The organism is Povalibacter uvarum (genome assembly GCF_014202975.1).
In the GTDB taxonomy this organism is placed as follows: Bacteria; Pseudomonadota; Gammaproteobacteria; order Steroidobacterales; family Steroidobacteraceae; genus Steroidobacter; species Steroidobacter uvarum.
On sequence record NZ_JACHHZ010000001.1, the window covers coordinates 1,405,038 to 1,417,738 of the forward strand.

Sequence of the window (12,701 nt, forward strand, 5' to 3'; positions counted from 1 at the left end):
TTGCGCCGGCGAAACGCAAAGTATCGTTGAGTTTCAACGCAAAACTGGTCAAAACCTCACTGCGGAGGGCTATTGATCACATCGTCCCGCGTGAGCTGCGAGCAAAGGCGCATCGCCCTTGCGAGTCGGGCGCGCAACGCGCGCGCGTACCTATGCGGTTGCTCGGCATCTCACCCTTCACTTGGTAAACAGTCCCATAGGATGTGCATTCTCGACATGAAGCTGCACCATGCGCGTAGTAACGCCCACTAGCTGCATTTCTCGACCTAGTTCGCATGTGCAGCCCACCAAAACGCCCAAATGGCACTCAGAACCAGGCCGATGTGAGCTACAGTCGGTGCGAAGTAGCGTGAGCCGCCCATGTTCCCAAAGCGAAAGATAAACACAAACGTTACAACGCAGCCGAACGCTGCACCGACGAATGGAGCCGACCAAGCCAGGAATAGAGTGCCTGATGGCGCAGAGCCGTCAAACACAAGTCCAATGACCAAGAAGGCTACGAAATAGACGGCCGCGACGACGCCGTAGTAGTGGGCAAGCCGAAAGTGACGCTTAGCCATAGGCGATACAACGCTGCGCATAAGCCGCGAGCAAAGGCGCTTCGCCGTAGTGAGTCGGGTGTGCGCAGCTCACGTACTTCATGCGCTTGTTAGAACGCATTGCTCCTCCTCCCCTGCGCTTTCCGATACAACGATATGACCTTCGCACGCGCCTCACGGTACAACTGAACAAAGTGCAGGACGGTGCCGATCAGGCCCAGCAGCACTCCGAGCATAACAACGAATATGGCGCCCTTAAGCTCGAGCACAAAGCCAAGCACGAATCCTATAGAGGTAATCGCGAACCCAGCCAAGCCGATTTGACCTGCTGGCTTTCTCCGGACCAAAAGATTCTAGGAAATGGCTTCTTCCGGACGTGGTTGTGACAACTGCTGTTTGAACTGGAACGGCGTCAGGTTCTTGAGACTGGAGTGCGGCCTGACCTCGTTGTAGTGCCGCCGCCAGTTCTCGATCACGATCTTCGCATCGACTCGATTGCGAAACCACTCCATCGACAAGCACTCATCACGGAACTTGCCGTTGAAGGATTCATTGGCGCCGTTCTGCCATGGCTTACCCGGATCGATAAGCGCGGTTTCGATCTTCTCGTGCGTGAGCCAGCGCAGAATGGCACGAGACAGAAACTCCGAGCCATTGTCGGATCGCAGGTATCTCGGCGCCCCATGTACGCTGACGAGCTTGGCGAGAACCTCGATCACCCGGTTACTTCGGATACTGCCGGCAACATCAATCGCCAGCGCCTCGCGCGTGAACTCGTCGATGATGGTGAGGCACTTGAGTTGCTGGCCGTTGGCGCAGGCGTCGAACACAAAGTCATAGGCCCACATCTGGCCCATGCCGGTCGGTGCCAATGGCCGCGGCCGGCATGCCGCAATACGCCGGCGTGGCCGCTTCCTCGGTACTTGAAGCCCCGCGCAGCGCCACAGGCGGTGGACTCGATCGGCGCTCATCGAGTAGCCGAGACGATCCAGGAATACTTGAACGCGTCGATAGCCGAACCGTGGGTATTGCATGGAGAGCTCCCGCAGGTGGGTCAGGATCGGCGCATCCTTCGCCGCCAGGCGTGATCGGTAGTGCAGCGCTGAGCGCGCCACCGACAACAATCCACACGCCCTTCGCCACGAGACTCCGCGCGCGTGAGCATAAGCGACCTGAGAACGTCGCACACGCGCGCTTACCATTTTTTTCGACTGATCTCCTTCATCACGTCGATCTCAAGGTCACGATCGGCGAGCAGCTTCTTCAGCTTCGCGTTCTCCTGCTCGAGTTGGCGCAATCGCTTCACGTCCACGCTCTCGAGCTTGCCGAATCGCTTGCGCCAGGCGTAGATCGTGGCGTCCGAGATCCCGTGCTTCTTGGCGACGTCGGCCACCGGCGCGGCATCCGCCTCACGCAGAATCCGCACCATCTGCTCTTCGGTGAATCGGGTCTTCTTCATGACTCCCTCGCTTGCCCTTGGGAGCCATCTTCTCAAGAATCAGCTGGTCCGAAAAACGCCTAGCAGGTCACTGATTGCTGCGCTGGCTTCTTCGTTCATGACGCCCAACGTCCCGCGTGAGCCGCGAGCACAGTCGCCTCGCCTGTGCGAGTCGAGCGCACACCGTGCGCGGGCTCGACGCGGTTGTTAGGCATCATTGTCGCTTCCTGTAGTCCGGCAACGCCCAATGTTTCTCTGCGTACCACACATGCACGAAGTTTTCGTAAGCCCGAGCACGCAACCCAGGGATGATCGTCGTTTGCGCACCGCGCTCTGACGTGATCCTTCCGTCTTCGACAATGTACGTCGATTCGTGTTCGCAATTGTGGCATTCAAGCACGACGGCCGAAGCCTCCGTCGAGCTCTTCGGACACCTATCCAGGAAAGTCTCGACCCCAAGCGCTTGGCCGCAATTGGGGCATGCAATCGAAGGACTCATGATGCCTAACGCTACCGTTAACCCGGAGCCGCGTCTTCGCGGCGATCGGGTTGAACGGATTGTTGGGCTTCTCCAGTTGCCAAGGAAACGACAACCTTCGTGTCATTGGCGCCGCCAAACGCGGTCTTGAGCTGCTGGAGTACGAACTCGACACGCACGTCTCGCCCTATCCGGAACTCGCTGCGTGCTGCGCTTGGCTCCAGCTCGCACATCCAGATTGATTCGGTTCCATCCGGTTCTCTCAACTGGAACTCGGCAGGTCCTTCACCATGCTGGCCGGGCCAAAACCCAGACACGACGCCTTCTCGAGTCTGCAACCTCAATACTCCGTTTCGAATCTGGCTCCACCATTCCTCGGAGCCGATGAGCCCATGCGTCGTTTTCAATCCGGTCACCCCGGAACTCAGAGACGCTCTCTGCAGGGCAGCGATAGTCGCTGCATCGGTCTTCAGTTCATAGATCTTCTTCATGCAGCCCAACGCTGCCCATCACGCGCGTGCGTTTCGCACGTCGCGTGCATGGGCTTGTTGGACCTTCTACGGTACAGGGCCGACATCCATTCCGTCATATGAATTCAAACTCATCTTTGAAGCCAAGGCGTGCAACTCTTGATTCCTGGCATGAAGCGATTCGACGGTGTGAGTCTCTATCTTCTCAACATGCAGCCACCATCGAGCAGAAGCCGCCGCATCTGCTCTCTCGGAGAGATCCACGACTCTATATCCCATTACCTCTAGCTGCTCACCGGCTCTGCGAAGCGGCTCCGGTGTCTTGTTCGTAAAGAAGTAACCCCACAGCAGCGGCCCATCGACGTTCCACGGTGCATCTCGCCGCATGGAGTCAAACATGGATTGAAGCTGCGATTTGCTGATGGGCGGAGCTGTCTGACCCACGGATGTCGCGGCCAATACGAGACCAACAAGTAGCGAGGCGATCTTCTTCATGTCTTCTCTCTGGGGTCCAACGCCACCCATAACGCGCGTGCGTCTTCGCACGTCGCGTTGATGGGTTTGTTGGGCATGCCTTGATTGCGCTTCGCATCCGGCCTACCTCCACTGATACGACCAGCAGCAGGCCAGAGCATTGATTGCCACGCTGTCCAGCTCTGGAAATTTCTTGGCTAGCATTGCTTCGAACACCTTCTGTTCTTTAGCCAATTCGCGGCTAGACCATTCAGCCGGCGGATGATCTTCCTCCAGATACTTCTTGATCCGCGTCAGCTTCTGCTCATGATCATGCGGGAAAGCCTGCTTCATCCGATCCATCTGACCGATCGGCTGATACCCGCCGGTTGGCCCGGCTCCAAGATAGACTCTGATTGCTGCGCTGGCTTCTTCGTTCATGACGCCCAACGCTGCGGCTAACACGCGAGCAAAGTGCATCGCACTTTGCGAGTCGAGCACGCAACGCGTGCGTTGTTGAGCCGCTTGTTGGGCAACACACCGTCACTCATTTTGAAGCACGACCCTTCGATGATCTGCGATTCTTCGCTGGTATAGCACGCGACCGACGGAAATAGACTGTTAGCGAGGGGTGAAGGCCATCGGTTGTTACCTCCGTGTGAAGGATGAGGTCCTGCACCTCAACAGGCCCAAGCCTTTCGAGGCTTCCTGCAACACGACGTAAAAGGGAGACGACATCACTTTGTCCCGGTCCAACAGGATTCGCTTGCGAGAAGTGTTCGGCAGTCCACGTCTTTACTTTCTTTGTCATTCTGGTTTCACGCCCAACGCCGCGCATAAGCCGCGAGAAACGGCGCTTCGCCGTTGCGAGTCGGGCGCACGTAGTGCGCGAACTTGATGCGCTTGTTATAACTCATGATCCGCGGCGCTTGTATGAACCGGCCGGTGTGGCTCGATGACCATGAAAGTATTCGCACTGCCCTAAGGTCGAGACGTTGATTGACGATGTATCGACAAAGCGAAGAAGCAGAAAGCAGGCAACAGGAGTGGTTTCGTCGCTCTTACCTTTGTCTGATACTTCAAGGAAGGCCACGCACGACCAAGGGTGCGGGACAACGAGTTCACCGCTGAAATCGCCGACGGTTCCTTGCGCACCGTCGTCGAAAGGTTTCGGTGCCCAATAGCTGCTCAGAGCGATCGAATACGACGCACGGGACGAGGCACTGACAATCAGCTTGTTCGAAGTGAAACCCGGAGCGGCGGCAGCTTCGTACTCGCCTGCGAGAGATTCTTGTGCCGGGCACGTGACGGTCGTGGCGACGCTCACTTGCGCGACGGCAGCCAGCAATGGCGCGAGTACAATTTTCTTCATGAGTTATAACGCTTCGCGTAAGCCGCCAGCAAAAGCGCCTCGCTTTTGCTGGTCGGGCGGGCGCAGCCCGCGAACTTGACGCGATTGTTAGCCATCAAACAACTCTTCAGATTGCTCATCGATGGCTACCAGGCCGAGCGCTTTGGCGACTCGCTCAACAACCGCCCGCTCGCAATGCGACATGTGCAACATCCGAACGTCATCGGTGCCTGCCACCAAGAACATGAATTCGGCCTCTTCTGACCGACCGTGCCAACAGTTGCCCGGCCCTTCCTTCCAGCGCACCGAGGGGACGGCTTGGCTGATCGATGTCTTGACGCTCTCTACTTGGCCTACTGTTTCAGACAACGCTGCAAGCGCTTCCAAGCCCGCCTTCGCCTCTCCTTTCATCAAGATGTAGTCGTAGCTCATACCTTTCCTTTGATGGCTAACGTGAAGGTGAGCCGCCCTGTTATCCCTCATATTCCACTTCGGGTATCACCAGCCCAGCGCCAAAGCCTGGCTTGGTAAGCCTTCCGATCGCCGGTAGGCCATCCGAAAGCCAAGCAACACACTCTTCCAACGTTGCGCCACGCCATGTCCCATAGGCACCGTGGCACCCACGCTTCTTCTCCAAGCCTTTGGCGGTCCGACGAACTTCGCGCCGGCAGTCCCCACTCTCGGGGTCGGGAGTGAAGATCTCGGCCTCGACTGGGAGAGCGGCCAGCAGCGGCTCAAGCTGCGATACCAGGAGAGGGCAGGTGATTTCGACGAAACCGGCAAATCGACGGCCCGGCGTAGCCACGATGCCAAAGTTGCGCAAGTTCATGAGGGATAACGCTGCCCATCACGCGCGTGCGTCTTCGCACGTCGCGTGCATGGGCTTGTTGGATGTCTTCACTGAGGTTGCCATTGCTTCAATTCTTCCGTTCTCGCCCGGATCGCTCGCTCGGTGTCATTTGCCACTACAAGGCGGCCGGAAGAGCCTCCTTCTTGAGCATATACGAACTGCACCGCAGCCTCTCTGTAGTCAGACCAAGCCGCTTGGGCCTTCTCTAATGCCTCTCGCACCTCGGGGTCGAGCCGAGCCGCCAGATTGTCCAGCACGGACTCCATCTCCTTCCGCGCGTTCTCGACTGCCTCAGCAGCACAGGCAATATCCTCAAACACGCCGTACTCGTTTCGTTCGCACGCAAGAACTGCCGTCGAAACTGCCCAGAGCCCCGTCGCGAGTAGTACTCTCATTCCCGATCTCTCACATCCAACGCCGTTGTTAAGCCGCGTGCGTCTTCGCACGTCGGCCCTTGAACAACTTGTTAGCGGCTGCCACGTGTAGGTAGCTCGACGTCCCAATGTGCGCAAGCAAGTGCGGCCCCTGCGATAAGTGCAAAAGACAAGATCACCCAGAACCCGGCATCCAATATATAGCGAAACCCTGCCACGGAAACCTGGCTTTGCGAGAGCGGCACAGGCGCACGGCGCACGATGGCTGTGAAGGTCGCATGTAACGCCACGAAGATCAGCGATTGAATCGCAGGAATGGTCAAAAGCAACGCCGGACCTGTCCGTGTTTCCACTGGGAAGTATCCCATCAGGGCGATGAGACCGAGCGCGGCAAGAACAGCAAGGAACAGCCAAACTCTACGGCGCCAGGAGCCGTCAATGAGCATCGATCTTGCTCGGCCAATCAGCATGGACAGAGGTACGGCAACAACGAACATCAGTGCCACCCAACGCCCCAATCTCTTCTCTCCTCTGACCGCTAACGCCGTGGGTAAGCCGCGAACAAGGTGCATCGCACCTTGTGAGTCGGGTGCGCAGCGCGCACGGACTTGACCCACTTGTTAGGCATTCCGCCTCGCTAGCCAGCCACCGCAGAAGGCTGAAAGCACTGCACCAACAAAGACTGCCAACCCCACCGCCGTCGTTGAAACGAGATTAACAGCTTCTCGATCGACAACCATGAACACGAGTGTGGGCGCAGCCACCAGCGCCGCTGCGTACACTCCTCGAAGCGGTGACACTGAATCACCGATGCGCGCAGCAAGAGCCCCTGCAATTCCGAACACTACAGCGAGATAGATCAGCAATAGCACAACCCCTCTGGGATCTACGAGGCATTCATAGGCATCGAGGCCGAACACTGGTTCTGTCGGATACCGAAGGGGATAGGCCGCGCGCAATGGGCAGTTGCCCCATCCGCTAGGATCGTAGGCGGGAGACGGTGCAAAGAAAATTCCCGCACTTGCGAAGAGCGTACCCCCGACCAGCCCTAAGACACCTGCGGTTCTCATTCTTCGATGCCTAACGCTCACATTAACCCGCCGACACTGCGCTGGCGCAGTGTGAACCGCAAGGCGCATGCCTTGCGGCGGTCGGCGTTGAATGTGTTGTTAGATGTTTCTTTCTGCATTGTCTACCGCCAGAGCCGCAGCTTCCTGCTTGATCAGCCGAAGCGCATCAATGAGTGCGCCGACATTGTCTGGATGGATGAAGATGCAGGGATAGTCCTCTGAAACCTTTGCTTTGGTCTGGCGAATACAAACCCTTCCACCAATGGTTGGGTAGATCTCGAGCTTGTCGCCATGCCCATCGACGTACTCAGGGCCGTCACGATCTGGGTGGGTTTTGCTGCTCATAACATCTAACGTCCCGTTAACCCGGAGCCGCGTCTTCGCGGCGATCGGGTTGAACGGATTGTTCGGCGATCTCAGATTGGACGCTCATGCTGGCAGTTGTTCCAGTCTTGAACTGCTTGGTCGTCAATGATGAGTGTCGGTTTTGGCAAGAAGCCGATGAAGCAGTCTTTGATTCCAAGATCGTTAGCAACCGACTGCGCATACTCTGCTCCGCCCGTGCTCCATAGGTAAAGAGTTGCGCCTTCCGCGTGAAGCTGACGGACGCGCCCGACAACACGTGGGATTGGTATTCGTTTCGTGCCTACCCAGCGAACCAATGTGTCGTCGACGTCAACATACACGACCATTCCGATTCTTCCTTCAAGCCGAACGCCGTGGGTAAGCCGCGAACAAGGTGCGAAGCACCTTGTGAGTCGGGCGCGCAGTGCGCGCGGACTTGACCCACTTGTTAGGTGGCAGCGCGCTGTTCGAACGTTCCAACTTGTTCCCCCAGGTGCAGCCTGACGCTGCTTCCGCTAACCACAATTCTTGGCTCATCAGATGGCCCTAGCTTGAGCCGCACTGGACCGGCAGCTGCGAACTGCGTGGGAAGGAAGTAGCTTCTACTCCCACCGTTGTACTCGATCTCCCATTCGGTCGTCTCGTACGGCAGTTCGACCTGAAGCAGTTCTATTCTCGCGCCCTCCACATGTATCTCGCAGTCGTATAGCGGGACTAACCGCGGATTGTTACCAACTGCTCGGGAGTACGCGGGCTGCTGCGAGAAGATGAGGGCCACATAGCCTTCCCTCTCTTGAATCGCGCGTACTACTGCCGGATCGAGGTCTACTACGTCGCCAACAGATTCCATTCTTGCCACCTAACGCCACGGCTGTGCCGCGAGCAACGGCGCTTCGCCGTTGCGAGTCGGAACCAGCCGTTTGTTAGGTGACGTCTTCATTGTTGGACTAAAACCGTGCAATGCAAATATATGCCTAATCGATCGGGCACCCCACCTCTTGTGCAAATTCAGTTAGAACACCGACCTGGTCAAAGGAAAAGAACATGGGCCCAGCAGAAATCTCTGTTTCCGATTCGCGAATCGAGAGGTCGGTAAAGTTCTGCTCGAGAAATTTGCGCACGTCGGTTCTCGTGGATTCGCCCTCCTTGAGCCTAGCGCCGATCAGTTTCCACACGGCCTCCGCCCTCGCCTCGTCACGCTTTGAGCATTGATAGTGCTCAATCGCCTCGCGGCCCTCGGGTGACAGCACGCCCACACTGACGAGCGCCACCGCAAGTACCGCAATCAGTGCAGATGCCCTTGCGATCTTGGACCAGCGGCTGCGCATCTGCATTCGTCACCTAACGCTGCCGTTAACCCGGCGCGCGCGTTCTCGCGCGCGGTCGGGTTGAACGGCTTGTTGGGCCTGAACTGCGGCGCCACTTGACGCCAAAATAGACTGCCGCCGCCAGTGAGCCGGCAAGCAATGCGTAGCCCCAGTATTGATCTTCTCTTTCCCACGTACGCATTTCGCTGAGACCAAAGATCTCGCGACCATTGACCGTTAATCCGTGGACCCAAGCGATGCGCAGATTCCCATTTAGAATAGGCGAGTCGGGTTGGGCAAGTTCGCTCTTCATCACCAAGACGCTGATAGCGGCACCCGGTTCGAAGCCAGGTGGAAGTACCTTCTCCATCGCATATCTATATAGAGAAGGGTCCACTCTGAAATCTAACTCGCTTTCAGCCAGTTTGAAGCGCAGCGTCGGCGACTTGCGGCGACCGAACACCTCGTGTTCCTTCAATGTTCCCGAGACTGTCACATGCTCAAGAGCGGTAGAGTCATTCCGGTCAAGCCAGACAAGAGCGGCGCAGAAGAGAACAAAGCCACATGAGACTACGAATTCCCGGAACGCACGGTGCTTTGAGTTCGTTTCCATCAGGCCCAACGCCATTGTTAAGCCGCGCGCGTCTTCGCGCGTCGGCACTTGAACAACTTGTTAGGTGTCCCCGCCACTAAATCCACTCCAGAATGCCCAAGGAACATAGAGTACGGTGAGCACAACGGTCGCCCGCGCCAGAAAGCACCACAGTGGACTCGAGTTGGCCGCACAACGCCAGATGGCCACGTTCAGCCAGACATGGAAGGCCATCAGCGGCAGACAGAGCAATAACACTGCGTACGAAGGAAGCCTTTCACTGGTCTTCTCGAATGCGTAACTCAAGGCATTGCCACCGATTACACCGTATATCCAAAACACAAGCCACAGCGGCTCGAGGCCCGACCAGGCGGCGCGGAGTGATCCCGGATGGTCGACCTCTTGACTTGCTGTGCTACTCACTACATCACCTAGACAGTATGACTTCCGCTGTGGGTAGTGCTGACCCCCACGAAGGCCGCAACGCGGGTTAGCGTAGAGCCAGAGCCGCAGGAGCGAGGTGTGGACCTGACGCTCATTGCGCGGTCTCTTCAATGGAGGTCAGCATGCGTAACGATAGCACCGTCTTTGTCGGGTTGGACGTCCACCAGAAGTCGATCGTTGCGGCTTACGCAGTGGATGCGGCAGAGCCCGAGGACCTCGGCAATATCGGTATTTTGCAGCGCGATCTGGATCGCTTATGTCAGCAGATGCGCCGTAAGGCGCAGACGGTTCGCTTCGTCTATGAAGCGGGTCCCTGCGGCTATGCGGTCTATCGCTACCTCACGGGCAAGGGCTTCGACTGCACGGTGTGCGCTCCCTCGCTGATTGCCCGCAAGCCCGGGGATCGGGTCAAGACCGATCAGCGCGATGCGCGCAAGCTGGTGCGGGCACTGCGCATGAACGATCTGTCGGCCGTGCACGTTCCTGACGCCACCGATGAAGCATTCCGTGATCTGGTGCGGGTGTGGAGCGCGGCACGTCAGGACCTGGCCAAAGCCAAGCAGCGGTTGAAGTCCTTCCTGCTCGTGCACGATGTGCGCTATGCCGGTACCGCCAACTGGAGTGAAGCGCATCGGCGTTGGCTGGCGAGGTTCGTCTTCAAGGAGACGAACTCGCAGCTCGCCTTCCAGGAACACCTGCATGCGATCAACGATCGTCTCGCGCAGTGCGAGCGAGTCGAAGCCTTGCTGCGTGAATCAGCCGTTTACTGGCGCTTCTACCCGGCCATTCTTGCTCTCCAGGCGCTGCGTGGCGTGCAGTTCAAGGTCGCGGTCGGACTCATTGCCGAGATTGGCGAGATCTCCCGCTTCGCCTCGGCGCCGCAGTTGATGGCCTGGTTGGGGCTGACTCCAAGTGAGCACTCCACCTGCGAGCGCCGTCGCCAGGGCGCGATCACCAGGTGCGGCAACGCGAACGCACGGCGGTTGCTTGTTGAGGCCGCCTGGGCGTATCGCTATCCGCCGAAGGTGAGCCCTTCCATCCAGCAGCGACATGCGGGCTTGCCCAAAGTGATCCTTGAGCGCGCTTGGGACGCTCAGCTGCGTCTGTGCAAACGCTTCCGCAAACTCACCGCCCGCGGCAAACCGCACAACGTGGCGCTGGTCGCGGTGGCGCGCGAGCTCGCGGGCTTCATCTGGGACATCGGGCGAATGAGCGCGCCGACCAAGGTCGCGCACTAAACTTTGATTCGGTTATTGAAGCAGGAGATCGAGTCTGCTGTCGGCGGCGCAGCCCCGGTAAGGTGCGCAACCCGCAACGGCGTTACGCGACGGACGTGTTCCGACTCGCGCTTCTAGAGGCGCGGCAGGCGCACAGACGGATCACAGCACTGCGGTAACCAACCCGCGAATATCAGCATGATCTACCGTCGATGAGTGCTGGCTGCGCCGCTCACAGCAGACTCGATGACCGTCATGACGTAGCCAAAGAATCGCTTCGATCAACTCACCGCCACACTTGACGGCGGAAGTCATATCAACGCCGTGGGTAAGCCGCGAACAAGGTGCATCGCACCTTGTGAGTCGGGTGCGCAGCGCGCACGGACTTGACCCACTTGTTAGGCATTCCGCCTCGCTAGCCAGCCACCGCAGAAGGCTGAAAGCACTGCACCAACAAAGACTGCCAACCCCACCGCCGTCGTTGAAACGAGATTAACAGCTTCTCGATCGACAACCATGAACACGAGTGTGGGCGCAGCCACCAGCGCCGCTGCGTACACTCCTCGAAGCGGTGACACTGAATCACCGATGCGCGCAGCAAGAGCCCCTGCAATTCCGAACACTACAGCGAGATAGATCAGCAATAGCACAACCCCTCTGGGATCTACGAGGCATTCATAGGCATCGAGGCCGAACACTGGTTCTGTCGGATACCGAAGGGGATAGGCCGCGCGCAATGGGCAGTTGCCCCATCCGCTAGGATCGTAGGCGGGAGACGGTGCAAAGAAAATTCCCGCACTTGCGAAGAGCGTACCCCCGACCAGCCCTAAGACACCTGCGGTTCTCATTCTTCGATGCCTAACGCTACCCATCACGCGCGTGCGTTTCGCACGTCGCGTGCATGGGTTTGTTGGCCATCCCGGTACAGAGGCGGGCCCAGAAGCTGCGCCGCGCGACGATGGGCACGATGACTGAACCGACTGCAATGATGATGTAGAGCAACCAAACAGCCGCCCCATAGACCCAAGAAACCGCGGTGGGAACGGCTTCGTGGCCTTCATACTGAAGCTGCGGCGATAAATAGGTTCCGAAGAGCTCGAAAGGCAAGGAGACCACCATGAAGATGCCTGCCACTCCGTAGACAACTACGGCACAAGCTATAACGAATCTTGCTTTTAATTTCGGTCGAGCACCCGGCCACCATGCCACGACGGCAGCAGCTATGAGAGGAAACGCAGCAGCCCCCATTGCCAACAGGCCCAGCCCGAACGCCAAGAGATAGTCTCTAAGTTCCATCAGATTTGATCTGGCCAACGCCGTTGTTAAGCCGCGTGCGTCTTCGCACGTCGGCTCTTGAACAACTTGTTAGCCGCGATTCCAGACTTCGTAGGTGTCGTACACATACCTCACCGATACGGTGGCGATTGATCCGTCGGCCTCAGATCTTCCGAATCGTAGCTCAAGGCCGCGATGTTGTTCCTCAAAGCTCCACATCCAGAATGTGCACCCCAGTCTGCTCCATGCATCCCATGTACAGGAGGAGTCGAACGTGCTGCCAAGGCCCCTGACCGAGTCCGGATGAAACGGTTTGCCTTGCAGCTTCTTGATGGTGGCTGCTGCCACGAACTCGGGCGTCATAGCATTGTCTTGAATGCTGTAGCCGTCTAGACCCAGCTCGAACGCCACATGCTGGAACGTAGGCATGCATCCGCACGCTGCTTGCCATTGGACGGAGCTGCCGCAGCCGAGCAAGACCGCACACAACAGGATGAG

General features: G+C 58.0%; 13 protein-coding genes. 1 reads left to right on the forward strand and 12 read right to left on the reverse strand.

The annotated features are described in order from the left end of the window. Positions 1-892 precede the first annotated feature (892 nt). From HNQ60_RS06105 to HNQ60_RS06155, 11 genes are all read right to left on the reverse strand, one after another. A protein-coding gene (locus HNQ60_RS06105) for an IS3 family transposase (protein WP_184330081.1) occupies positions 893-1,998 on the reverse strand; the annotation gives its coding sequence in 2 pieces (ribosomal slippage) (positions 893-1,752 and positions 1,752-1,998; 1,107 coding nt in all). A 495-nt stretch (positions 1,999-2,493) separates the two neighbouring features. After that, positions 2,494-2,946 carry a hypothetical protein gene (locus HNQ60_RS06110; RefSeq protein ID WP_184330082.1) on the reverse strand — a complete coding sequence of 151 codons (453 nt, stop codon included), beginning with the start codon at positions 2,944-2,946 and terminating at the stop codon, positions 2,494-2,496. 66 nt (positions 2,947-3,012) lie between these two features. Next, positions 3,013-3,420: a ribonuclease E inhibitor RraB gene (locus HNQ60_RS06115; protein WP_184330083.1), complete on the reverse strand. Its 408-nt coding sequence runs from the start codon at positions 3,418-3,420 to the stop codon at positions 3,013-3,015. 102 nt (positions 3,421-3,522) lie between these two features. Further along, a complete protein-coding gene (locus tag HNQ60_RS06120) occupies positions 3,523-3,819 on the reverse strand; it encodes a hypothetical protein (protein WP_184330084.1) in 297 nt (98 codons plus the stop codon). A gap of 472 nt (positions 3,820-4,291) precedes the next feature. Continuing rightward, entirely contained in the window at positions 4,292-4,750 is a 459-nt protein-coding gene (locus tag HNQ60_RS06125; RefSeq protein ID WP_184330085.1) for a hypothetical protein, read from the reverse strand. Positions 4,751-4,837: 87 nt separating this feature from the next. Continuing rightward, entirely contained in the window at positions 4,838-5,161 is a 324-nt protein-coding gene (locus HNQ60_RS06130) for a hypothetical protein (protein WP_184330086.1), read from the reverse strand. Between the two features lie 465 nt (positions 5,162-5,626). After that, entirely contained in the window at positions 5,627-5,974 is a 348-nt protein-coding gene (locus HNQ60_RS06135; RefSeq protein WP_184330087.1) for a lysozyme inhibitor LprI family protein, read from the reverse strand. 71 nt (positions 5,975-6,045) lie between these two features. After that, complete coding sequence (locus HNQ60_RS06140; protein ID WP_221304034.1) at positions 6,046-6,399, reverse strand: hypothetical protein; 354 nt, start codon at positions 6,397-6,399, stop codon at positions 6,046-6,048. A gap of 723 nt (positions 6,400-7,122) precedes the next feature. Further along, positions 7,123-7,368, reverse strand: coding sequence for a hypothetical protein (locus HNQ60_RS06145; protein WP_184330089.1), 246 nt, complete (start codon positions 7,366-7,368; stop codon positions 7,123-7,125). 974 nt (positions 7,369-8,342) lie between these two features. Continuing rightward, positions 8,343-8,702: a hypothetical protein gene (locus tag HNQ60_RS06150; protein WP_184330090.1), complete on the reverse strand. Its 360-nt coding sequence runs from the start codon at positions 8,700-8,702 to the stop codon at positions 8,343-8,345. 19 nt (positions 8,703-8,721) lie between these two features. Further along, the gene (locus tag HNQ60_RS06155; RefSeq protein ID WP_184330091.1) at positions 8,722-9,336 is read right to left on the reverse strand and encodes a hypothetical protein; all 615 of its coding nucleotides are present in this window, start codon (positions 9,334-9,336) and stop codon (positions 8,722-8,724) included. A gap of 497 nt (positions 9,337-9,833) precedes the next feature. On the opposite strand from HNQ60_RS06155, the gene HNQ60_RS06160 reads away from it, so the two are divergent. Further along, entirely contained in the window at positions 9,834-10,949 is a 1,116-nt protein-coding gene (locus HNQ60_RS06160; RefSeq protein WP_184330212.1) for an IS110 family RNA-guided transposase, read from the forward strand. Between the two features lie 843 nt (positions 10,950-11,792). Here the strand turns inward: HNQ60_RS06160 and HNQ60_RS06165 are convergent. Continuing rightward, a complete protein-coding gene (locus HNQ60_RS06165) occupies positions 11,793-12,224 on the reverse strand; it encodes a hypothetical protein (protein ID WP_184330092.1) in 432 nt (143 codons plus the stop codon). Between the last annotated feature and the right edge of the window lie 477 nt (positions 12,225-12,701).